19 protein-coding genes are annotated in these 23,624 nt (G+C 62.3%); 3 read left to right on the forward strand and 16 right to left on the reverse strand.

Going from position 1 to position 23,624, the window contains the following annotated elements; all coding sequences use genetic code 11:
- Nucleotides 1-6: 6 nt before the first annotated feature.
- The 9 genes from ACP92_RS14305 to nifA all read right to left on the reverse strand — a co-directional run bounded on the left by ACP92_RS14305 (nucleotide 7) and on the right by nifA (nucleotide 7,105).
- Nucleotides 7-1,146 carry a cysteine desulfurase family protein gene (locus tag ACP92_RS14305; protein ID WP_013234830.1) on the reverse strand — a complete coding sequence of 380 codons (1,140 nt, stop codon included), beginning with the start codon at nucleotides 1,144-1,146 and terminating at the stop codon, nucleotides 7-9.
- 11 nt (nucleotides 1,147-1,157) lie between these two features.
- On the reverse strand, nucleotides 1,158-1,532 hold the full coding sequence (locus ACP92_RS14310) for a DUF3024 domain-containing protein (RefSeq protein WP_013234831.1): 375 nt from the start codon (nucleotides 1,530-1,532) through the stop codon (nucleotides 1,158-1,160).
- Entirely contained in the window at nucleotides 1,529-1,777 is a 249-nt protein-coding gene (locus ACP92_RS14315; RefSeq protein ID WP_006463078.1) for a nitrogen fixation protein NifZ, read from the reverse strand. Before ACP92_RS14315 ends, ACP92_RS14310 begins: the two co-directional genes overlap by 4 nt.
- Nucleotides 1,778-1,794: 17 nt before the next feature.
- On the reverse strand, nucleotides 1,795-2,091 hold the full coding sequence (locus ACP92_RS14320) for a nitrogen fixation protein NifZ (RefSeq protein WP_013234832.1): 297 nt from the start codon (nucleotides 2,089-2,091) through the stop codon (nucleotides 1,795-1,797).
- A 17-nt stretch (nucleotides 2,092-2,108) separates the two neighbouring features.
- Nucleotides 2,109-2,867, reverse strand: coding sequence for a 4Fe4S-binding leucine-rich repeat protein (locus ACP92_RS14325; protein ID WP_013234833.1), 759 nt, complete (start codon nucleotides 2,865-2,867; stop codon nucleotides 2,109-2,111).
- A 4-nt stretch (nucleotides 2,868-2,871) separates the two neighbouring features.
- Nucleotides 2,872-3,246: a HesB/IscA family protein gene (locus ACP92_RS14330; RefSeq protein WP_013234834.1), complete on the reverse strand. Its 375-nt coding sequence runs from the start codon at nucleotides 3,244-3,246 to the stop codon at nucleotides 2,872-2,874.
- Between the two features lie 9 nt (nucleotides 3,247-3,255).
- Nucleotides 3,256-3,474: a 4Fe-4S binding protein gene (locus tag ACP92_RS14335; RefSeq protein ID WP_013234835.1), complete on the reverse strand. Its 219-nt coding sequence runs from the start codon at nucleotides 3,472-3,474 to the stop codon at nucleotides 3,256-3,258.
- 33 nt (nucleotides 3,475-3,507) lie between these two features.
- Nucleotides 3,508-5,085 carry a nitrogenase cofactor biosynthesis protein NifB gene (gene nifB, locus ACP92_RS14340; RefSeq protein ID WP_006463072.1) on the reverse strand — a complete coding sequence of 526 codons (1,578 nt, stop codon included), beginning with the start codon at nucleotides 5,083-5,085 and terminating at the stop codon, nucleotides 3,508-3,510.
- 391 nt (nucleotides 5,086-5,476) lie between these two features.
- Nucleotides 5,477-7,105: a nif-specific transcriptional activator NifA gene (nifA, locus tag ACP92_RS14345; protein ID WP_013234836.1), complete on the reverse strand. Its 1,629-nt coding sequence runs from the start codon at nucleotides 7,103-7,105 to the stop codon at nucleotides 5,477-5,479.
- Between the two features lie 474 nt (nucleotides 7,106-7,579).
- Here nifA and ACP92_RS14350 point away from each other — a divergent pair, with 474 nt between their 5' ends.
- From ACP92_RS14350 to ACP92_RS14360, 3 genes are all read left to right on the forward strand, one after another.
- Nucleotides 7,580-8,221, forward strand: coding sequence for a globin family protein (locus ACP92_RS14350; RefSeq protein ID WP_013234837.1), 642 nt, complete (start codon nucleotides 7,580-7,582; stop codon nucleotides 8,219-8,221).
- An 88-nt stretch (nucleotides 8,222-8,309) separates the two neighbouring features.
- Nucleotides 8,310-9,311, forward strand: a complete 1,002-nt coding sequence (locus ACP92_RS14355) for an LLM class flavin-dependent oxidoreductase (RefSeq protein ID WP_013234838.1) — start codon at nucleotides 8,310-8,312, stop codon at nucleotides 9,309-9,311.
- The gene (locus tag ACP92_RS14360; RefSeq protein WP_013234839.1) at nucleotides 9,308-10,117 is read left to right on the forward strand and encodes a TOBE domain-containing protein; all 810 of its coding nucleotides are present in this window, start codon (nucleotides 9,308-9,310) and stop codon (nucleotides 10,115-10,117) included. The genes ACP92_RS14355 and ACP92_RS14360 overlap by 4 nt, the downstream gene beginning before the upstream one ends.
- A 284-nt stretch (nucleotides 10,118-10,401) precedes the next feature.
- On the opposite strand, the gene ACP92_RS14365 is transcribed toward ACP92_RS14360, so the two are convergent.
- From ACP92_RS14365 to ACP92_RS14410, 7 genes are all read right to left on the reverse strand, one after another.
- Nucleotides 10,402-10,788 (reverse strand): VOC family protein, encoded by a 387-nt coding sequence (locus ACP92_RS14365; protein WP_013234840.1) that lies wholly within the window; start codon nucleotides 10,786-10,788, stop codon nucleotides 10,402-10,404.
- 360 nt (nucleotides 10,789-11,148) lie between these two features.
- A complete protein-coding gene (locus ACP92_RS14370) occupies nucleotides 11,149-11,493 on the reverse strand; it encodes an H-NS histone family protein (RefSeq protein WP_013234841.1) in 345 nt (114 codons plus the stop codon).
- Between the two features lie 408 nt (nucleotides 11,494-11,901).
- Complete coding sequence (locus ACP92_RS24065; RefSeq protein ID WP_156181789.1) at nucleotides 11,902-15,072, reverse strand: calcium-binding protein; 3,171 nt, start codon at nucleotides 15,070-15,072, stop codon at nucleotides 11,902-11,904.
- A gap of 245 nt (nucleotides 15,073-15,317) precedes the next feature.
- On the reverse strand, nucleotides 15,318-18,140 hold the full coding sequence (locus ACP92_RS24610; protein ID WP_156181790.1) for a calcium-binding protein: 2,823 nt from the start codon (nucleotides 18,138-18,140) through the stop codon (nucleotides 15,318-15,320).
- A 466-nt stretch (nucleotides 18,141-18,606) separates the two neighbouring features.
- Complete coding sequence (locus ACP92_RS14400; protein WP_013234844.1) at nucleotides 18,607-20,061, reverse strand: TolC family protein; 1,455 nt, start codon at nucleotides 20,059-20,061, stop codon at nucleotides 18,607-18,609.
- Nucleotides 20,051-21,394, reverse strand: a complete 1,344-nt coding sequence (locus ACP92_RS14405) for an HlyD family type I secretion periplasmic adaptor subunit (RefSeq protein WP_013234845.1) — start codon at nucleotides 21,392-21,394, stop codon at nucleotides 20,051-20,053. Before ACP92_RS14405 ends, ACP92_RS14400 begins: the two co-directional genes overlap by 11 nt.
- Nucleotides 21,391-23,571: a type I secretion system permease/ATPase gene (locus ACP92_RS14410; RefSeq protein ID WP_013234846.1), complete on the reverse strand. Its 2,181-nt coding sequence runs from the start codon at nucleotides 23,569-23,571 to the stop codon at nucleotides 21,391-21,393. Before ACP92_RS14410 ends, ACP92_RS14405 begins: the two co-directional genes overlap by 4 nt.
- Nucleotides 23,572-23,624: the final 53 nt, after the last annotated feature.

Raw genomic sequence — 23,624 nt, forward strand, 5'->3', positions numbered from 1 at the left:
GGCTGCCTAGGCCGCTCTTGCCTGCAAGGGCTGGACGATCTGCAACAAGGCCGCCAGCACTGCATCGATCTCGTCCTCGCGGGTATCGCGGGAGAGCGAAAAGCGTATCGTCGCCACGGCCTGCTCGCTGGACATGCCCATGGCCATCAACACGTGGGAAGGCATGTCGCCGCTGGCCGTACAGGCCGACCCGCTGGAAGCGCAGATGCCCAGGCGGTCCAGGCGCTCCAGCACCAGCTCGGCATGGACCTGGCCGAAACGCACGCTGACCGTATTGGGCAGACGCGCTGCGCCCGCACCATTGATCTTGACCTGCGGCAGGCGTGCCAGACCGCGCTCGAAGCGCTGTCGTAATGCGCTCACCGCTTGCATCCGTGGCAGCGCCGCACGCGCCTGGGCCGCTGCCACGCCCAGCCCGACGATGCCCGCCACGTCCTCGGTACCGCCGCGCCGGCCGCGTTCCTGGTGGCCGAACAGCAAGGGCGGCAACTTGATCCCCTTGCGCACGTACAGGGCGCCGATTCCTTTGGGCCCGTGCAGCTTGTGCGCTGACAAGGACAGCAGATCCACGCCCAGGCCCGCCACGTCGCACGGAACACGGCCCACTGCCTGCACCGCGTCGGTATGGAACAGCACACCGCGCTGGCGCGCCAGTTCGGCCGCCTGGGCAATCGGAAACACCACGCCGGTTTCATTGTTAGCCCACATCAGGCTGACCAGGGCGGTATCCGGCGTGATGGCTGCTGCTAGTTCATCGAGTTGCAGCTGGCCATGCTCATCCACGGCGATCCAGCTGATGCGCACGCCCTGTGCCTGCAGATGCCGTAGCAGCAACAAGGTGGAAGGATGTTCGACCAGGCTGCTCACGATATGGCGCCGCTGCGGCTGCAGAGCCAGCGCGCCCAGGATGGCCATGTGATTGGCTTCGGTGGCGCCACTGGTGAACACCAGTTCGGCCGCCGAGGCCGCGAGCAAGGCCGCCACCTCCGCGCGGGCACTGTTCATGCGCTGGCGTGCAGCGTCGCCGACCCGGTGCTTGCTGGAGGGATTGCCCCAGGCTTCATCCTGGCAGGCCTGCATGGCCGCCAGTACTTCCGGTGTGGGCCGGGTGGTGGCGTTGTTGTCGAGATAGATGGTGGTATCCATGGGCGCCGCTCTCATTGCCAGAACAACCTTGCGGTGTCCCGGTTGATGCAATCCATCAAGACTTGCAGGCTGCGTTCGAGCATGAAGAATTCCCAGCCGCCTTCCGTGTGATCTTTGCGGAAAAGTTTCCATACCCCCAGCCCGGCGTCATATTCCAGCAACGCGATATCGACCATGCCGCCCTCGGCATCGATATTGCGCGAACAACAGGGGCTCTGGATCAGGTAGCCACTTGCCGTCATCTCCACGCGCGGCACGACATACAGGTAGCGTGCGCGCTTCTGCAACATGCGTTCGATACGCCGCAGATCCAGTTCATTGGGCTGCCAACTGCGGATGCCACCTGCGGTGGACATGCCATTGGCCTGGGCGATGATCTGGTTCATGCCGGCTCCAGCAAGACGATTTCTTCTTCCAGACAACCCACTACACGGTTGCCGGGAAACTCCACCAGATACACCGGGATGGTGGACTCTTCATGCATGCCCACCTGCACCACTTCGCCCGGCGTTCCCTGCGCCACCAGCAAGGCCTCGGCCTCGCAGTCCGGGTAAGAGCCATCGTTGAACAGGTCGATGCTGGCTTGCACCCGCTGTCCCCAGGCATATCTGGCCACGCGTGGTTCGATCATGTTGCCGCTCCTTGGATTCAGACTGCCTGCCCGGACGTGACGGGCTGGTCGAGCGATTGCAGCTCGCGCCCCTTCATGCCGACCCGGTAACCGTGTTCGACGAATTCGATGCCGTAGATGTAGAACTGCTGCAAGAAGGTGCCGATACTGGTCACATAGCCGATGTCGCCCTTCTTGACCAGAATGTCGCCGATCTCCCGGCCCGCGAAGGTGCCGTCGTTGCGGATGGTCTTGGTACTTCTGACCTTCTCGCCATAGCTGAATTGCGGCGGCCCGTCCAGTTCGACCCGGCCATCATCACGGTTGATCTTCATGGTCCCAGCTCCTGTTGCTATGTCATCGTGGTTCCGGTCAATCCACTGCGCTGGCGTGCCAGGGTGCGCACGGCCTCGTCTTCATCGTCCGCCAGCAAGCCCAGATGCGCTGCATCGATACGTTCGGCCACGCTGTAGCGCACGCGCCAGTCCGGGTCATGGCACAAGGCCACCAACTGCGCCGGCGCCAGACGCTGCGCCACCACCGTACGCACCGCGGCGTCTTCATCCTTGACCATCGCGCCCAGCAGCGCCGATCCCACCCTTGCTGCCACTACCCGGCGCACCTCGCGATCTTCATCGTGCAACATGCGCACCAGCCATTGCGGTTCGATACGCTGCGCCACGATCAGACGCACGCCATAATCGCCATCGCCCATCATCTGGTGCAGCTGCTCGACGTGCAGCCGCCGCGCCACCTGGATACGGACCTCGCGATCCGGGTCCTGCCGCAACATCAGCAGCTGGCGCTGCGGCAAGCGCTGCGCCACACTCCAGCGCACCGTGGCATCCGGGTCATCGATCATGCGCGGCAGGTAAAACACTTCCACGTGCTTGGCCGCTACCGCCCTCACCTCGAAATAGGGATGAGTGAGGAATTCCTTGGCCAGGGCCGGATTCCACGCAAAGAAACGGTCGATGCGCCGTGCATAACGATCATGCACGCAGGCCTTGGCCAGTTCGCACCGCGTGGAGGGGCGGCCCATCTGCGCGCAATCGGCACACGACAATGCCTGTCCCTGCCAACCGGTCGCCGCGAAGGGCTCCGTATCCAATTGCTCAAGCCTTGCGCCGGATGCTGGAGATCGACACTGCAGCCGTGGCTGGCGGCGCAGAGCCATGCGTCCCGCAACTGGCAGCCGGCGCATTCGGGTTGCGGAAGGTCAGCCCGGATTCACTCAGGGTGTCGGCAAAATCGATGGTCACGCCTTCCAGCAGCAGCCGGCTTTCGGCCGGCAGGAAGACGGCCAGGCCGTTGCAATCGAGGCTGACGTCGCCCGGCGTGGGCTGCGCCTGGACCGAGAATTCCGAACTCAGCCCGGAACAACCGCCTGCACTCACCTGCAGACGGAAGCCGGATTGGGCCGAACCGCCATTGAAGCGCACCATGCGGCGCATGAATTTTTCGGCGGCGGGGGTGATGGTGATGTTCATCGGCCCTCCCTACGCCTGGTAACGCGGCTGGGCATTGTCGATGACGCAGGTGCCATCGACCGGGCACACGGCCACGCATTGTGGTTCATCGAAATGTCCCATGCATTCGGTACATTTCTTGGGATCGATCACGAAGATCCCGTTCTTTTCGCGAATCGCCACGTTCGGGCATTCGGGCTCGCAGGCGGAACACCCTGTGCATTGCGAGGCAACGATCTTGTAGGCCATGCTTTTTCTCCTTGCGTGAAACTGATTGGCTGCTTACGCTGCGGCGGACGTCGACTGCACCGAGGTATACGCCCCCTGGCGGATATCGGCGTCGCCTCGTGGCCGATGCTCGATCTGTCCGCTGCGCACGCGTTCCAGGTAATCCATGAAGTAGGCGATGACGGATTGCTCGATGAATTCATGGGCATACCGGTCCACCGGCTCGATGCCCACCTTCTGCAGATCATCCTTGGGACAGCCGCCGATCTTGGCCACCAGCACTGCATGGCAGTCGTTGATGGCGCGGATGACGGTCTCCAGTGCATCCTCCTCGCCATAGCCGCCCTGACAGTACTGGTCCACGCGCCGGTGTCCGACGAACTTGCTGCCGGCGCTGCTGACTTCATAGATCTGGAATTCGCTGACGTGTCCGAAGTGCTCGTTGACGCGTCCCTGCCCCTTGGTCGCCACCGCCACCAGCAAGGACAGGCCGCTCTGGTCTGCCATCTGGGCCAGCTCCTGCTGCTCGGCGGCCTTGGCGGCCGACTTGGCCTGGCGTTCCTGTTCCACCAGCTCCTGGTAAGCCTTGCGGGTGGCGCCGTCATAGGCCACTTCCATGGCCTCGATCTTTTCGGTGGTGAATTCGGCGCTGCGGTCTTCACCCAGCAGGCCCACCGCATCGGCGCGGCACTGGCGGCAGTGGCGCATCATGTTCATCTCGCCTTCACAGGCATCCTGCAAGGCCTTGAGCTCCTGCGCGCTGGGGCCGCGCTGGCCGTTCAGGCCAAACACGGTGCCATGCTCGGGCGCTGAAATGAGCGGCATGATGTTGTGCAGGAAGGCACCGCGTGACTTGACGGCGCGATTGACTTCCACCAGATGCTGGTCATTGATGCCCGGGATCATCACCGAGTTGACCTTGCACAGGATGCCGCGCGCCGTGAGCATCTCCAGTCCCAGCATCTGCCGTTCGTGCAGGATGCGGGCCGCGTCGATACCGGTCCAGCGCTTGTTCTGGTAATAGATCCAGGGATAGATGTGCTGTCCGATCTCGGGATCGACCATGTTGATGGTGATGGTGACGTGATCGACGTTAAAGGCAGCAATGGTATCGATGTGGTCAGGCAAGGCCAGGCCATTGGTCGACAGGCACAGCTTGATATCGGGCGCGGTCTGCGAAATCAGCTCGAAGGTCTTGAAGGTCTTGGCCGGATTGGCCAGCGGGTCGCCAGGACCGGCAATGCCCAGCACCGTCATCTGCGGAATGGTCGAGGCCACCGCAAAGACCTTCTTGGCCGCTTGTTCGGGCGTGAGCTTTTCGCTGACCACGCCTGGACGCGACTCGTTGGCGCAATCGTATTTGCGGTTGCAGTAGTTGCACTGGATGTTACAGGCCGGTGCCACCGCCACGTGCATACGCGCATAGTGGTGATGAGCCTCTTCGCTGTAGCAGGGATGGTTCTTGACCTTTTCCCAAACCTCGGGCGCCATGTCGGCGGGACCATCGGATGAACCGCAACTGGCTTTGCCGCCTTCACTGCTGGTGCCACAGCCTTTGTGTTCGGCTACCTTGTCCAGCAAGGTGCCTAGCGATTTGATGTCCTGGATACCGACGTATTGTGTGGGCTGCATGGATAGTCCCTTTCAGGAAAGTGATGCCTGGGCCTTCTCCTGAGGACATAGCCAAAACCGTGCCAGACAAAATAATCAATCAATTCAATGACATAGCGGAGAATTGCGTCGTACGGCGATGTGAGGATAGCGACAATCGGCGATACATTGTGGGTGGCGCTTGTCATGAACACGACAATGCAGCACGGGCCGGCGCCTGCAATTGAGCGCGCCGCAATGAGCCTGACGCAGTGGAGAAGGAGAAGGAGAATGCGAGGACGTGCCAGCCGGGGAATCCATCAATACAACCGGCTGGCGCGACGCCGAAGAGACCGCGCGCGCAGGGCGAGGACGGCAATGAGAAAAAGACTTTGGATCTGGCAGCGTATTACGTCACGCTCGCAGATGAGTTTCAGAACTTCTTGACCTCGATATTGAATTTCTGCAGCGCATAGCCCATCTGGCGCGGCGAGATGTTGAGTGCGCGGGCTGCCTTGGCTTGCACCCAGCCACATTGCTCCATGGCCCAGATAAGACGTTCGCGTTCGGAGGTCGGGGGCGCGGCCGCCAGTGGCTTGTCCTTGGCCATCCCACTCGGCGAAGATGGCGCCGTATGCGCGGATATGCGCTCCAGCGGCACCACCACGACCGGTTGCTGCTGGCCGGGTTCATGCAAGACCTTGGTCAGGCATTTGTTCTGCTGACAGGAGAAATGCACCTCGGTGATCAGATCGCCGCGCATCATGGTGGCAGTACGCTCGACACAATTTTCCAGTTCCCGTACATTGCCCGGCCAGTAGCAATTCATCATGACCTTCATGGCCTGCGGTGACATGGCCACCATGGCGCGCTGGTTCTCCACACGGAATTTTTCCAGGAAGTGTTCCACCAGATAGGGAATATCCTCGCGCCGTTCGCGCAGCGGAGGAATGAAGATGCTGACCACATTGATACGGTAATACAGGTCGGCCCGGAACTCGCCCTTGGCCACGGCCTTCTCCAGGTCGCGGTTGGTGGCGGTGACCAGACGCACGTCCACCTTGATCGAACGCGACCCACCGACCCGCTCGAATTCACGCTCCTGCAATACCCGCAGCAGCTTGGCCTGGAAGGCCGGCGAGATCTCGCCGATCTCGTCGAGGAACAAGGTGCCGCCATGGGCGAGTTCGAAACGCCCCTTGCGTTCACCCTGGGCCCCGGTGAAGGCGCCCTTCTCGTGGCCAAACAATTCGGATTCCAGCAAGGTTTCCGACAAGGCCGCACAGTTGACCTTGATGAATGGCCCATCCTTGCGCGGACTGAGGTAATGGATGGCGCGCGCGATGACTTCCTTGCCGGTGCCGCTCTCGCCGCGCAACAGCATGGTCGAGCGCGAGGGGGCGGACTGGTGTACCTGCGCGAACACTTCCTGCATCGCCTTGGAAATGCCGATTACGTTATCGAGCTTGTACTTGCCCTGGAGTTGCCGGGACAGCTGGCGCTTTTCCTCTTGCAGCTGCTGGCGCTCGGCCGCTACGCTGCGATACAGCCGGACGGTTTGTCCGATCAGGTTGGCCACCATGGTCAGCAGGCGCACCTCATGGTCGACACTACGCGAGGGCGATTGTCCATCCCGAAAAACGCACAACACACCCAGCATTTCACGGGCAGCCTTGATCGGCACGCCCACAAAGGAAATGACTTCCCCGTCTTGCGACTGGCGCGGGCTGGTGCGAGCCAGGAACAGCGGCTCCTGGGCCAAGTCGCGCACCACGATGGGAGTTTCCGTCTGGAAGATCTTGCCGGTGATGCCCTCGCCGACCCGGTATCTGCCACTCTGGAATTCTTCGTAACTCAGGCCGATGGCGCTGACCAGTTGCAATTCACCGGAGTCCTGCATCAGACTCAGCAATACCCGTTTCGTTTCCAGGTGGGCGGAGAGGACGTTGAGGACTTCGCGCAAGGTCTTGGATAGATCCAGCGATGAACCCAATATCTTGCTGATCTCGTAAATCGTTACGAGTTCTAAATTCACACTGCGGTCGTCGAGAATAGTGGCCATCTGACTCTCCTAACGTGAATACTGGAACCCCATGCGCTGCCTGAGAGCGCTAGAACCCGCCTTGCTACTCTGTCGTGAGATCCGAGATCCTGAAAAACGGCAGAAAAAGCGCCGTGTAATTACCGAATAGTTACCTTGCTGGTCAAGCAAACTTCATGCCCAAGCAGATGCATGAATCGATCTCGCCAAGCAACCCCACACAATGCCGGCTTTCCTCGATGTCGCCTTGGCGGGTTGGCGACAACGGTGTCGTCTTTGTCGGATTTACGACAATCATCGCCACTGGCGCAGCAATCAGAAATCGTCGCTATCCCATTGATTTAAAAGAAAAATATTGTATGGCATGGTTTTGGCTATTCATACCTGCATCGGCCGCTCACCGGCCAAGCGAAACGACAAAGCAGAGCAAGCCGGTAGCCCAGCCAGCGTTATGTAGCGAGATATACAGACCTCCAACATCCACCATCGCCCACTATGAATGTGCCTTCGACTTCCGAACCCGGTGCACCACGTGCGTGCTGGGCGCCCTGCTCCCAGGCATGTTATCTGACCCTGAACTGGCCGGTCGCCGGCCCGGCGATGGCGCGCGGCACGCAACAGGTGATATGTGAGCCGCCACAATTACCTCAACCGGCGCACCGGTTGCTGGCGCTGTGTGATGAATCCGGCTTGCGCAAACTGGTGCTGCATCATATGCGGCGCCTGCGCCATTCCCCGCTGTTCGCACGTTCGCACAATTGTTTTGATTGCGTCAGCTCGCGCATCGCCGACTTCGTGGTGGAGTCATGCGGCGGTCCGCTCTACTACAGCCAACGCCATGCCCATCTGCAAGCGGGCGCAGGCTTGCCGTTGCTATTGGACGAAGCTGGGCGCGAACTGTGGCTGGTACAGCTTTGGCATACCTTTGACGATATCGGTTTCCCGCCCGCGCTGCGGGCCGACTTCTGGGCCTGGGCCGAACCCTTGTCGATTCATCTGCTGGTACGTCATGCGCGCGTCGAACCGCCGCGGCGCTACCCCTATGAGCTGGTACGCAGCTGGTTCCACTCGCCCGCCACCGACATGCTGCCGCCGATAGCGGATCTGATCCGGCCATCGGGAAGATCCGAATCATGACCTGCGCCATCCGGCATCGCATCCCCGCATCTGTTTCTTGATGCGGCCGGTCTGAGCGATGTCCAACTCTTTTTCCCGTGAACCTGCCATGCCGGATTACCCGCAACGCTACGGCGTCTTCCTCAATGTCGAAAATCCCCATGGCAACGCACGCGATGCGCTGTTGCAGACCGTCGATCATGCCGTCGTGGCAGAGGCCCTGGGCTATCACGATGTCTGGGTCGCCGAGCACCATTACAGCAGCTTCGCCATCGGCAGCGCCTTGATGGTGCTGCTGGCCCAGATCGCCGCACGCACTTCGCGCATCCGCCTCGGTACGGGCGCTTCGTTGCTGGCGCTCAATGATCCCTTGCGGGTTGCCGAGGACGTCGCCACGCTGGACCTGCTCAGCAACGGCCGGATGGAATTCGGCGTGGCACGCGGCGGCCCGTTTCCCGAGCAATATCGTCACGCCGGATTGAGCGGTGCCGATCAGGCGCGCGCACGCATGATTGAAGCACTGGACGTCATCCAGCGCGCATGGCAAGGCGTGCCATTCAGTACCGAGGGACGATTTTTTCACTACGACAGAGTGCAGTTGCAACCGCAGCCGCTGCAACGTCCCATCCCGGTATGGCTGGCCAGCATGAGCGAAGATTCGCTTGATCTGGCCGCACGCCAGGATTACGGATTGATGGCCACACCCTCCGCCGATCTTGAGCAGGTGCTCACGCGGGTGGCTGCACAGCGTGCGCAGCGCGGTCACTTCCCGTTTGCCATCGCCCGCTTTTTCCATTGCGAACCCGAGGCGCACAAGGCGCTTGCCCATGGTCTGGCAGGTGTGCGTGCGTATCCGCGCATGATGCAAGTGCAATTCGCGCCCGGTGGCACCCCGCCCATGTTCCAGGCCGATGCCTCCGATCAAGTCATCCTGGCCAACGCCATCATCGGCGACCCGGCGCAATGCGTGGCACGCATCGGCCAGCTGCAAGAAAAACTGGGGCCGCATCGCCTGCTGCTCAAGCCTGCCAGCCACGATCCCCAGCAAGCGCGCGCAGCCCTGAGCTTGCTGGCGGGCGCGCTGGGACTGCAGCCATCGGCAAGGACATGAGTACCTTGCCTGCCACCGATACCACCTTGTTGAGCAGCGAACTGAAACTGGTGCATCGCCTGGACCAGCGCTTCTTTGCCCTGCTCGACGCCATCGCGCAAACCGGCTCGATCAATCGCGCGGCCAGTACGGCGGGCTACAGCTACAAGGGCGCATGGATGCTGCTGGAGTCAGCCGGCAACCTGGTCAATGGCGCATTGATTGAAACGGTCACCGGCGGCAAAGGCGGCGGCGGCACCCGGCTCACGCCCGCCGCGGTGGAACTGCTGGCCGTGTGGCGCGAGCTGCAACGGCGCAATCTCGAATTCCTGCATCGGCAGGAGACATGGCTTAATCAACTGCCAGCCTTGGCTGGCCTGCTCAGGAGAATGTCAATGAAAACCAGCGCACGTAATCAATTCGCCGGGGTCATCAGTGCGATCGATACCGGCCCTGTCACTACGCAAGTCACCGTCACCATCGCCGGCGCGCAAGAGATCGTGGCCACCATGACTACGACCGCCGCCAATCGGCTCAAGCTCAGGATCGGCAGCAATGCGATTGCCCTGATCAAGTCCTCGGCGGTGGTGCTGGTCACCGATTTTGCCGGTTTTTCCCTCTCGGCACGCAATCAGTTTGAAGGCACGGTCTCGCGCGTAGAGCGTGGCGCGGTATCGTCGCTTGTGGTGTTGACCTTGCCTGGCGGCGCCTGTATGACCGCCAGCCTGACCAATGACGCCATCGATGCGCTGTCGCTGGCGGTCGGGCAGACCGCTACCGCCGTCTTCAAGGCGTATGCAGTGATGGTGGCCGTGCAGCAGGATTGATTACCTACTGCGGTCATCCTTCATTCTGGGTTGCTGACACCAGTGTGTCAGGGTCAAGTGCCGGATCCGATCACCACGCAGCGCTGCCATTTACGCAATGGCAGCTATTGGCAAGTTTCTTGTACAGGATTTGTGAGCCCGGAAACGAGAGGCACTCTGCCAATCCAATATATCTTCAGGAAAAAAACCTGATGGATTTGAAAAGAGCATCTTTATTCCTCGCTGCCGATGAGAAGCAGAGAGGAAAACATTGTTAAGCCAATAACGTAAGGAGTTTTCCCAACTTAATTTACGGGTTCCGAAATCTCAATCAGATTCAAATCCGGATCCCGCACATAAACCGACCGTATCTTCTGCGTCGCCCCCGTCCGCAGAACTGGCCCCTCAATGATAGGCCAGTTCATTTCTTCCAGGCGAGCGATCACCTTCTCCAACGGCACGGACGCCATGAAGCACAGGTCCAGCGCGCCCGGGACAGGTAGATGCGCTTTCGGCTCGAATTCCTTGCCGCGTACATGCAGGTTGATTTTCTGGTTACCGAAACGAAAGGCGATACGCCCTTGCCCGAAGGTCTCCAGCGTCATGCCCAGCACTTCCACATAGAAGTGGGTCGTGGCGTCGGGGTTGATCGAAGTCAGTACGAGATGGTCAAGATGGTCAATCAGGCTCATGTCAGGTCCGTGGAGTGTTCAGCCTCAAGCGGATAGAGCAGATGAGTGACCAATCCCTGCGGGGTCTTTCACGCTTCAATCCGCTGATATAGCCGCAGCAGATAAAAACAGGAACGATCGGGATTAATTAAAAAGCTGCAAAACTTTTTAACTCATATTAACTGGCACCGACCGATGCCGAGCGATGCGAACTGATATTAACTGATACCAGCTGATGCAATGATGGGAATATCCCATCCGGAAAAACAGGAAATAAGCGCCGATCTGGCCTGCAGATCGGAACGGGAAGAAACAAGAATGACCTCTCTCCCTTCCCGTTCTTTGTTTCAGCTTATTTCTGCATATTTCTGCTTGTTTCTCTTATTGCTGTTCCTGATCCTGGCTGATCAGGTATTTCTTTTTCAGGCGTTCGCTGACTTCGCCATTCTTGTCCTTGAGCCACAATGGAATACGGCCACGACCGCTCCAGGTCAGGCCATCCTCATTCTGATAAAGCGCGGGCAGTGTGGTTTTCCCGGCACTTGCCTTGCCCGCCTTGCCGGATTTCGATTTGAAACCCAATTCCTTGAGCGTGATGTTGTGAAGCGCGATCAAGGCCTTGATCTGCTCGATGATGGGCTCTCTTTCCTTGGCCCGTGCTTCTTCAATTTTCTGCGCCAATTCTTCTTGCTGCGCCAACAGTTTTGCCAATTCGCTATTTGCCATAGATCCTCCGGGGGGAAAAAATTCAGGTGGGACCGACAATAAGCCAGCTGGCAAACTAGAGCAACTATTTTTTCAATTTATTCTTTCAGGATGATAAAAAGACTTTTATCTGGCGCTGCTGCTGAGCTGATGTAAATTGCGGATAAGGCAATCCATTGAGCGTTCTTATCTTCATTCTGCCTGCGCAGAAAATAACAAAAGCAAATAAAAGCAAATAAAAACAAGAAGAAAGAATTCCAAAAAATCAGAAAGAAAGTCGGTATTGGCGCCCTTCCAAAAAGTTCCCCTTAACGGCTCACCATACCAGTTCGCCCCAGCGGGGTCGCGAAGACCCCGCGGAAGCTGCCTGCCGAAACCATTCACCATCCCACGAAACACCCACAGGTGCCGGCAGCAAGGCTGCGCCGGCTAGTGGGTCACCGTCAGCAAGACCTTGCCCTTGCTGGTCTGGCCATCGGTCCAGCTGGTCTGGGTGGCCGCGGGCGGGTCGAAGCTGGCCATGGCCTGCACCAGCTTGTCCACGTCGCTGTCGTAGAGCGTCTTGCCATCGGCAGTCTTGATGCGCTCGACGCGATTATCCGCGCCGGCATACCAATCCTTGACGGTGACCTGGTCAGTGCTTCCCAGCACGTCGATCTGCAAGTCCTTGCCGACCTGACTGAACCACAGGTTGGTTTGCCTGGCGTCGCTGAACTTGATCGTATCAATATTGCCCGCCGTGGCATCCTGGTCCACCACCAGATCGCGACCATCGCCCTTACCGAAGACGTAGGTGTCATTGCCCGCTTGCCCGGTCAGCGTATCGTTACCCTTGGCGCCGGTGAGGAGGTTGTTATCCTGATTGCCCACCAGGATGTTGTCGAGTTCGTTGCCGGTGGCGCTGCTGTCGCGATGGAGCAGCTTGGCCGGGTCCACGCTGTAGATGAGGGCTGATTCGTGCGCGTCCATGTTGCGCAAGTCCCCTACTGACAGGAAGCGGTTCATTTCGCTGTAACGTCCTGGTCCCGAGTCGGTGATATAGAAACCCAGCACCTCACCCGTCTTGGCCGAGCAAGCCACGCCGCTCACCGCCACCGCATGGAATCCCACTCGCTTCCCCGCAAGGTAGCCACTCATGTCCCGGAACACCGCGGCGTCCGCGCACAAGGTAACCACATGGCCGCCCTTGAGCAACTTGACCAGCCGTGCCTCGTCGTATCTGTAGTCGACCTCGCCAGCCACACCGAAGCTGCCCATCAACTCGGCCAGGTCATTGCAGGTGACTCCCCCGCGCAGTGTGATAGGCAGACTGGGATCGCTGTCGCACCAATCTCGATCGATGGCGCGCTGCAGCGTCTCTTTCTCGGTGACATTGACCCCGGCCATCGTCAGCATGTTGGCCACGCTGGTCACGCCGCAAGTGCCAAGGAAACCAGGGCGCGCGTCACCTTGGCGGTAGTCCATCAGATAGGATTTGGGCGTGCCGTAGATCAGGGCGTCCTGGCCGTAGATTTCGCCGTGGACGGGTGTCCTGGCATCCATCAGGGTCAGGTTTTCGACATTGGCGCCCAGGGTCATGCTCACGGTCGAATAGACGGTATCGATGCCTTCGCCGGCCTCTTCGATCACCTGGTCGCCGACGTTGTCGACGAAGTAGCGGTCGTTGCCCTGCCCGCCCATCATGGTATCGGCCCCGGCCAGGCCGTCCAGGATGTTGTCCTGGCTGTTGCCAGTGAGGCGATTGTCGAGGAAATTGCCGGTGCCGTTGTAGCTACCGCCTTCCAGCAGGCGCAAGTCTTCCACGTTTTCGCCCAGGGTAGTGCTCATACCGGCAAGGACCGTGTCGCGGCCGGCGTCGGCGTTTTCAAAGACCCCGTCGCCAGCGCTGTCCACAACGTAGATATCGTCTCCCGCTCCGCCGTACATGCGGTCATCGCCTGTGCCACCGTCCAGAAGATCATTGCCGACTCCGCCGCTCAGGCTGTCCTTGCCTGCGCCTCCGTAGAGCACGTCGTTATCGGTCTCGCCTCGCGCCAGCGCAGAGTAGGTCCCGCCGACCAGGGTGTCATCACCGTCACCGCCGTAGATCACATCGTCGCCCCCATTGCCATTGATCTCTTCGCCGTTGGTCGCGAACAAGACATCATTGCCGGCGCCGCCCTGGTTCTTTTTGCCGCTGGCCTGAGCGGCCGATCTCATCGCCTGCACTTGCTCGGGGGTGCGGAAGGAGGCGTTGCCTCGGAGATAGACCTGATAGTCCGCCACGCGCAGACCACTAGCGAGACCGGCGGCGGTCATGGCCGACGGCAGGCTAGTCAACTCACCGGCCTGGGCGATGCCGTCTTCGTTGAGGTCGGTCCAGGCGTGCAGGCCGGCCAGTTCGTCGCTGTCGAGGTGCGCGTCCTTGTTCTTGTCCAGGGCTGCCAGTTGTGCCTCGGTGAGCGGCTTGTCGGCACCGTCCAGGAAATGCAGCTTGCGGATCAAGGCTGCCTTGGCGCTTTCAGGGGCGGCGCGCGCCCAGCGCTCGACCTGGGTGCCGCGCACGGTCAGCGCTTCCGGGGTCAGGGCTTGAGGTCCGCTGGACGCCGTCGCCACGGCTGCCTTGCCGCCCGCTGACGAGGCGGCCGTGCTGCTCGGTTTGGCGGAATCTGTACTCTTGGGATCCAGTGGCTTGCTGGTGCTGGCAGCGATGTCGACGGCTGGCTTGACCGGGGCCGGTGTAGCAGTCGTGCTGCTCGGCTTGGTGGCGTCTGCGTTCTTGGGATCCAGCGGCTTGCTGGTGCTGGCAGCGATGTCGACCGCGGGCTTGGCCGGGGCTGGTGTAGCAGCCGTGCTGCTCGGCTTAGTGGTGTCTACGTTCTTGGGGTCCAGCGGCTTGCTGGTGCTGACCGCGATGTCGACGGCGGGCTTGGCCGGGGCCGGCGTGGCAGTCGTGCTGCTCGGCTTGGTGGTGTCTGCGTTCTTGGGATCCAGCGGCTTGCTGGTGCTGGCAGCGATCTCGACGACTGGCTTGGCCGGGGCCGGCGTGGCAGTCGTGCTGCTCGGCTTGGTGGTGTCTGCGCTCTTGGGATCCAGCGGCTTGCTGGTGCTGACAGCAATATCGACTGCGGGCTTGGCAGGGGCTGGCGTGGCAGCCGTGCTACCCGGTTTGGTGGTGTCTGCGCTCTTGGGATCCGGCGGCTTGCTGGCGCTGCCGGCAACGTCGGCAGCAGGCTTGGCCGGGGCCGGCGTGGTGGTAGTGTTGCTTGGCTTGGCGCCATCCGCACTCTTGAGTTCGGCAGGCTTGCTGCTGCTCGGGAGGTCCGCGGTGGATTTGGCTGGAGCGGTGGAGGAAGTGGACGTGCCAGTGGTGGTGGTGGCTGCCTTGCCGCCAGCGCCGGCAGAGGCTGGAAAGTTCTTGGTGATGGGCGGCAAGCTCTCCACCGTCAAGAAACTGATCCCCGGCCTGATCGGTGAAAACCGGACCTCCGTGCGGCTACCGGTCTGGATGCTGATGAAACGATCATCGATACGACGGATGACGGGGTGGTCGATCACAGCGGTAGATGTGCTCGCTGAACCGCTCTTGCCGTTGCTATTGCTGTTAATGCTGGTGGTCACGATATTCTCCCTGGAAAGTGCGCCCTTGACGGCGCTGGCATGCAGGGGAACGCCCATCCTTCTGCACCTTCCCCCGGGGACCTGTCGCCTGCAACGCAGTGTGGGGACACTGCGCCGCAAGTCTTCTGTTTTTTTGTCCCAATCCTCATTGAACCTGAGCCCGGAAACAGGGTAAATCGCCCCATGGGGACTTGTCCGCTGGGACAGCCAAGCAGCCATCCCCCGTCCCTGCTCCGGTAACCGTGTCAGTGATTCACGGTCAGCAGTACGGCTCCCTTTTCCTGCTGCCCATCGCGCCAGCTGGTCTGGGTGGCCGGGGGTGGCGCAAAGCTGGCCATGGCCTGCACCAACCTGTCGACATCGCTGTCGTACAGGGTCTTGCCATCGGCAGTCTTGATACGTTCGATGCGGTTGTCCGTCCCACTGTCACCGCCCACGTACCAGTCCTTCACCGTGACCTGGTCCGTCGTGCCCAGGACGTCGATCTGCAGATCCTGGCCGACCTGGCGGAACCACAGATTGGTCTGCCGGGCGTCGCTGAACTTGATCGTATCGATGTTGCCCGCCGTAGCGTCGTGGTCTGCCACCAGGTCGCGACCATCGCCCTTGCCGAAGACGTAGGTGTCGTTGCCTGCCTGCCCCACCAGGGTGTCGTTACCCTTGGCGCCGGTGATGAGGTTGTCGCCGCGATTGCCTACCAGGTGGTTGTCCAGTTCGTTGCCCGTGGCTTCCAGGTTCTGCTGGCGCAGCTTGATCGGATCCAGCGTGTAGACCATGCTGGCGCCGCGCACGTCGGCCATGGCCCGCAGTTCATCCGCACTCACGTAACGGGTCGCATCCTCGGCCAAGCCCCTGCCGGAATCAGCGATGTAGAAGCCGATGAGCTCGCCCTTCTCTGCGGCATAGGCCACGCCGGTCACGGTGACCACATGGTCGGTGAAGTTCAGTCCCTTGCCGCCCGACCAGAGCCGACGGCTGTCCACGGAGACCATCACGCCCCGCCCTTCCTTGACCAAGGCGGCCAGTTTGTCCTGGTCGTACTTGAGGGTGTATTCGGCCCGTAGGCCATAGCTTTCCAGCAGGCGTTTCTGGTCCAGCGCCGAGCTGCCGCCCTTGGCTGATGCGCTCGGTGCATCGGTGATGCACCATTTCTTGTCGATCGCCCTTTGCACCACCTCCTTCTCCGACACCCACTGGTCGGCCATGCGCAAGACATTGACCACGCTGGTTTCGCCGCAGGTGCCGTCGTAGCCGGTCACGCCATTGCCTTGCTGATAGTCCAGGTCATAGGCCTTTGGAGCCCCATAGATCAAGGCCGCCTTGCCCTCGACCGTGCCACGCAGCGGCGTGCCGCCATCCAGCAGGGTCAGGTTTTCGACGTTGGCGGCCAGCCGCATGCTGATCCGGCTGTAGACGGTATCCACGCCCTCGTCTGCAGCTTCGGTCACCTGGTCGCCCGCATCGTCGACGAAATAGCTGTCGTTGCCCAGGCCGCCGATCATGGTGTCGGCGCCGACGCCGCCATCGAGGATATTGTCCTGGCCATTGCCCACGATCAGGTTGTCCAGGGTATTGCCGGCGCCATTGAGATTGCCGCCTTCCACCAGGCGCAGGTCCTCGACGTTGGCGGCCAGGATGGTGCTGCAGCTGGCGATGACGGTGTCATGACCACCATTGATGGTTTCCACCACGCGGTCATCGCTGCTATTGACGATGTAGGTGTCGTCGCCATCACCGCCGTACAGGGTGTCCGCACCGAGGCCGCCATCGAGAACGTCATTGCCGTCGAAACCGAACAGCCAGTCCTTGCCATCACCGCCATGCAAGGAGTCTTCTCCGGTGCTGCCCAGCAACTGGTCATCGCCGGCCGTTCCGGCCTGGGGCGTGGCGGGGAGCACGAAGAAGAAAGCGCCCTGCCCCGACAACGTCGCCAGCAGCGACTTGAAGTTCCATTCCTGGCGCGGCCCCTTGCCCACAGTGTAGATGGAATAGTCGGTGGCGCGCAGGGTGTTGGGCAGCCCGGCGGCCTTCAGGGCATCCGACAGGCTGGTCAGTTCACTGGCCTGGGCCAGGTCGTCTTCGTTGCTATCGGTCCAGGCCTTGAGGTCGGCCAGTTCGCCGGCCTCCAGCTTGCCGTTGTGGTTCAGGTCCAGCGCGGCGACTTGCGCGGCGCTCATGGCCTTGCCGTTGTGGTCGAGGATGTGCAATCTGCGCGCCGCTGCCGAGCTCGTCGATTCAAGCTCGGGCTTGGAGGGACGCTCGTTGATGGCGCTGATCGGCAACAGGCTGTCGGGGCTGAGATTGATTGACTTGCCGGGCTCGGGCTTGCTGAGGTCCTGCTTGCCGGCGGCAGGCTTGGTGGTGTCAGGTTTGTCCTTGGCTGCTGTACTGGTACTGTCAGGCTTGGCGACATCGACCGTCACGATTGGGGCTGGCTTGGTGATCGCGACCGTTGGCGCGGCATCTGCCTTGGATGGGGTGGACGCAGCAGGCTGGGCGGCAGGTTTGCTAGCGGGGCTTGCCGGCACATTGGTGCTGACTGAACTGGTACTGTCAGGCTTGGCGACATCGACCGTAACGGGTGGAACCGGCTTGGTGATCGCGACCGTTGGCGCGGCATCTGCCTTGGATGGGGTAGCCGCAGCAGGCTGGGCGGCAGGTTTGCTCACCGGGCTTGCCGGCGCATTGGAGCTGACCGAGCTGGTACTGTCAGGCTTGGCGACATCGACCGCAACGGCTGGAACCGGCTTGGTGATCGCGACCGTTGGCGCGGCGTCTGCCTTGGCTGGAGTCGGCTTGGGGGTCGTGACAGCCGGTGTCGCATCGGCCTTGGACGGCGGCGGCGCACTCTGCGCGGCGGGAGGGTTGGCAGGCTTGACGCTGGGCGCGGGGAAACCCGCATCGAACAAGCCGAGCCCCGGCCGGATCGGCGAAAAGCGGACTTCCGAGACGCTGCCGGTCTGGATGCTGATGAAACGGTCATTGATGCGCCGGATGATGGGTTGCACGGTGCTCTGGGCAACGGATGCGGCTGCGCTGTCGCGCTTGATGTCAGTGCTGGTGGACACGCTGTTCTCCCTGGAAAATGCGCCATCAACGGCGCTGTAGCTCAGGGGAACGCCAACCGGTCTGCACCTTCCCCCGGGGACGTGTCGCTTGCGTACGCGGCCTTGAGCCTCGTGGTGCAAGTCTTGAGTTTTTTCTTGTCCCGCATCCATTGAACCTGACCCAAGGACCAGGGTAAATCGCACCATGGTGCCGTTGGCGCAATGACAGCACCGGCCTCGGCGAGGCCGATGCAAGCTGCGCCCGCAAGCACACCGCATCGGCCAAATGAAAGGGACGGGCCCCATTGCTGCAGGCCCGTCCCCTGGAACACGCTGTCTTGCGAGGCCTCCCTCCGGCAGGGCTGTCGGCCCCTTCCCCGCAAGCTGGATCGCGCGTCCCACTGCCATTGAAGCGCAGTCGTCCACATCGGTAAATCGCACCAAGGTGTGCTTGTGGCGATCGCCGCAACAGCGCGCCGGCGCTGCCTCAGCGCGCGTTACCCGCCACCGCCCAGCGCCCCATCCGACCGGCGTTGGCCAGCAGTCGCAAGCGCGCCGAACGCCAGTCCGACATGGCCTTGACGCGTTCCTGGTCGGCCTCGCTCAACGCCGTCTGGGCATTGAGCATCTCGACGATATCGGCGGCGCCCGCGTCGTACTTGCGCCGCACCGAATCCACCGCGCCCTGCGCGGCATCGAGCAACCTGCGCGAGGAGGACAGGCTGTTGAGCGCCGTCATCGCCTCGGCATAGGTACTGGCGATATCGCCCAGCACCTGGGTCTGCACCTCTTGCAGTTCGGCCTCGCGGGCTTCGATCTGGGCCTGGGCGCCGCCGACCTTGTAGTCCCGCGCAAAGCCCTCGAAGATCGGAACGGTCAGGTTCAGACCGACCATGCGTTCGCGGTCGCCCCGGTTGCCGGCCTGGTTGGGGCGGCCGTTGGCGTACTGTCTGGCGCTCAGGTCCAGCGTGGGCATGCCTTCGGAGCGGGCCACCTGCAATTTCTCGCGGGCCGCTTCCAGCTGGGCGCGCGCCGCCAGGATCGCCGGGTGGTATTGCCGCGCTGCCTGCAACCAGGCCGGCAGGTTCTGCTCCAGCCCGTCCGGATATTCTTCCTGCTCGGGGACCAGGGTGAGCACGGGGACATCCTGGGCCTCGCGCAACAGGCCCATGGCCGCCGCCAGCATGGCCTGCGCCTTCTTATGCTGACCGCTGGCGCGCGCCTGCTCCAGTTCGGCCTTGGCCAGGAAGGTGCGCGCCTGCAAGGTCTCCGGCAAGGAACCGACGCCGCGCTGTTCGCGCCGGATGGCCGTCTCCAGCAGCTGGCGCGCCAGTTGCTGGCTCTTCTCGCGGGCCTGCTGGCTGGCGCTGCTGCTCTGCACTTCGTAGTAGCTGGCGACCACGCTGGCCAGGGCCTTTTGCACGGCCGCGTCATGGCTGGCCAGAGCCGACTGCAACATGGCGTCGGCGGCGCGCTGGTTGGCGCTGCGGCCGCCGAAGTCGAGCAGCCGCCAGGTCAGCGTGGCATAGAGAGTGGTGAGCGAACGTCGGCCGCTGCCGCCTTCGTACTGGGTGGCGCTATTGAGCTTGCTGGCGCCGCTGGTGACGGTGGGCAGGTAGCCGGCCCGCGCCTCGCCCAACTGGGCGGCCTGGAGCTTGATGGCGGCCCAGGCGGCCTGGATCTGCGGCTGCTGGCACAGGGCCTGGTCGATGGCGTCGGCCAGGCTCAGCGCCTTGCCGGCTACATAAGGCGAGGCGGCGCACTCGACCCGCTGGTCGTCGCCGGGCAGCAGCCTGCCGGTGATCAGGTCGGGCGGGCGCGCCAGCAAGGGGTCGCCGATGCGCAGCGACTCGGTGTCCGCCGCCGCCACCGGTGCAACCGGGGCCAGCAGACAGATCAGCAGGATGGCCAGGGCCTTGCGTATCGCTGCTTCATCGCTCATGCAGAGCCTCCTTCTGGTGCCGGATCAGCGGCGAGAGCGCATATTCGATGACCCGGCGATTGCCCGTCTTGATTTCCACATTGGCGGCCATGCCGGCCGAGAGCTGCACCTTGCGCCCATCGACGATGAGGCTGCTCTGGTCCAGCACGATGCGGGCCGAGTAGAGCAGGCCTTTCTTTTCATCCTGGATGGCGTCGCGCGAGATGTGGACCACCCTGGCCGGGAGGGTGCCGTACTTGGTGTAGTCGAAGGCGTCGATCTTGACCTCGGCCGCCTGACCGATCTCGACAAAGCCCACGTCCTTGTTCTCCAGCATGGCCTCGACTTCGATCTGGCTATCCTGCGGCACGATCTGCATGAGCGGCTGCGCCGCCGGCACGACCCCGCCGATGGTATGCACGGTGAGTTGCTGCACGGTGCCCGTGACCGGCGCGACCAGCTTGAGCAGCTTGCTGTGCTCGTCGGCGCGGCGCTGGTCCTGTTGCGATGCCTCGATGGTCTTGTCAGCCTCGATGCGGCTGTCGTGGGCATCCTTGCGGGTCTGCGCCACCAGGGTGGCGCGCTGGTTGCGGGCGTCGTCGAGCTGGCCTTGCAGGTCCACCCTGGCCTGCTCCTTCTCCAGCCAGGCATGGCGCGACACGGTGTGGTCGGCCACCAGCGTCTGGTAGTCGCTGGCACGCTGGGTCGCCAGTTTCAAGGCAGCGCCATAGCGGCTGATCTCGTCATCGAGCCGTCCAAGGCGGGCGCGGAAATCCTGGTACTGCGCCACCAGTTGGCTGCGCACCGCTTCCCATTGGGCCTGCGCCACGCCCGGCACCTGCGCCAGCTCGGGCGTACGCAGGTTCTGGATGGCCTCCATCATGGCCTGCGCCCGCGCGGCCTGCAGACGCGCCTGGGCCACCGCGTCGGCAGCCTTGTCGCGCTCGGCGTCGCTGCTGCTGGAGTCGAGTTCGATGAGCACCTCTCCGGCCTTGACCAACTGCCCTTCGCTGACCAGGATGGCGCGCACCGCTGACACATCCACCGAGGCAATGGTCTTGGTGCGCGCCGAGGGGATCACCTTGCCATTGGCGCTGACCACGATATCGATGCGCCCCAGCAGCGACCAGAGCAGCGCAAAGATCACCATCCCCACCAAGAGCCGCGCGGTCCAGCGCAGGCTGCGCGAGTCCGGAGCTTCCTGCAGGGACAGCGCCGCCGGCAGGAATTCGGCTTCGTCCTTGTTGAAGAAATCGCTGCGATAGTGGCCGCGCTGTCTCCAGGCATGACCAAACACGCGCAGGTAGCGCCGCCACAGATCCGTCCAGGCTTGCCAACGATGACGCAGGCTCATGCCGTTCTCTCCTCGATGAGGCCCGCGTGACCGGCCTGGAGCCGGTGCAGATGGGCGTAGATGCCGCCGGGCAGGTCGATCAGTTCATCATGGCTGCCGCTCTCGGCCACGCGACCGCGTTCCATGACGATGATGCGATCGGCATCGCGCACTGCCGAGAGCCGGTGGGCGATGATCAACACGGTGCGGCCGGCGCAGATCTGGCGCATGTTGTCCTGGATGATCTTTTCCGATTCATAGTCCAGGGCGCTGGTGGCTTCGTCGAAGATGAGGATGCCGGGATTGGTGATGAGCGCACGCGCAATGGCGATGCGCTGGCGCTGGCCGCCGGAGAGGCCGCTGCCCTGCTCGCCCACCATGGTGTCGTAGCCCTCGGGCAGTTCGCAGATGAAGTCGTGGGCGCCGGCCAGCTTGGCCGCCTCGATGATCTGCTCGATGGGCGTGGAGGGATCGGCCAGGGCGATGTTGTCGCGGATGGAGCGCGAGAACAACGTGTTCTCCTGCAGCACCACGCCGATCTGCTGGCGCAGCGAGGCGGTATCGATGATGGCGATATCCTGCCCATCCACGCTGATGCGCCCGGTCTCGCAGATGTAGAGACGCTGCACCAGCTTGGCCAGGGTGCTCTTGCCGGAGCCGGAGCGGCCGACGATGCCGATCACCTCCCCCGGCCTGATCTGCAGCGACAGCCCGCGAATCACCTCCGGCGTTTCGGGGCGATAGCGGAATGACACCAGGTCGAAACTGATTGCGCCATTGACACGCGGCAAGCGGGTGCGGTTGCCCGCCACCTCGGTGCGCGCATCGAGCACGTCGGCCAGCCGGCTCATGGAAATGCCGATCTGCTGGAAGTCGTTCCACAGTTGCGCCAGCCGCAGGATGGGCGAGGCCACCTGGCCGGCCAGCATGTTGAAGGCCACCAGCTCGCCCACCGACATCTCGTTCTTGACCACCAGCAGCGCCCCCAGCCACATGATGCCCACCGTCACCAGCTTGCTCACCAGTCCCACTGCACCGCTGGCCAAGAGGCTGATGTTGGTCGTGGTCAGGCCGGCGGCGACATAGGCGGCCAGCTGCTTGTCCCACTTCTGCTGCCAGCGCGGCTCCACCGCCATGGCTTTCACGGTATCCATGCCGGTCAGGGTCTCGACCAGGAAGGACTGGTTCTCGGCGCTCTTGTTGAACTTGTCGTTGAGGCGCTCGCGCAAGAGCGGCGTAAAGACCAGCGAGAGCAGCACATACACCGGAATGGAAGCCAGCACGATCAGGCTCAGGCTCACGCTGTACCACAGCATCACGCCCAGGAAGACGAAGGAAAACATGATGTCCAGCACCAGCGTCATGGCATTGCCGGTGAGGAAGCTGCGGATGTTTTCCAGCTCGCGCACGCGGGCAATGGAGTCACCGGCGCGGCGTACCTGGAAGTAGCTCAGGGGCAGGCTCAGCAGATGGCTGAACAGGCGCGAGCCCAGCTCGACATCGATCTTGCTGCTGGCGTTGGCGAAGATGGCCGTGCGAATACCTGTCAGCACGGCCTCGAAGACGGTGGCGGCGATCAAGCCGACGGCGATGACATTGAGCGTCATCATGGCGTGGTTGACCAGCACCTTGTCCATCACCACCTGGAAGAACATCGGCGTGATCAGGCCGATCAGTTGCAGCACCAGGGAAATGAGCAAGACCTCGGCCAGGGTCTTGCGGTACTTCACCACAGCGGGAATGAACCAGGAGAAGTCGAAGCGCGAGGACTCCTGCGCGTAGCTGGCCTTGCTGGTGAAGAGGATCACCTGGCCCGACCAGAGCGCCTCGAAGTCCCGCTGCGAGAGCACCTGCGGCGCCTGTCCCGGCTGCTGCACCAGGATGCGCTGGCCGTGCGCGCTCTCGCCCTGGGCCTGCTCGACCTTGGCCAGCACGAAGAAGCGGCCATTGCGATCAATCCCGATCGCCGGCAGCGGCGTGCGTTCAAGCCGTTCGCGCTGCTGGTGCAGGCACTTGGCGGTCATGCCCAGCACCCGTGCAGCCAGCAAGATGGTCTGCATCTCGAAGGGCTGGCGGCCGAAGCGATGCTGCAATTGCTGCGCATCGGCGGCAATGCCATGCAGCCTGGCCATCATCATCAGGCACTGCAGGCCGCTGTCGATGTCAGCGGGCGGATGGTCCTTGTCGGTCTCGTTCATACTTTCCCGATTGGATGATGACGTGGTTCAACGGCGGCCTCGCAGCACCAGGC

Origin of the sequence: Herbaspirillum seropedicae, assembly GCF_001040945.1 — a bacterium.
Lineage (GTDB): Bacteria > Pseudomonadota > Gammaproteobacteria > Burkholderiales > Burkholderiaceae_D > Herbaspirillum > Herbaspirillum seropedicae.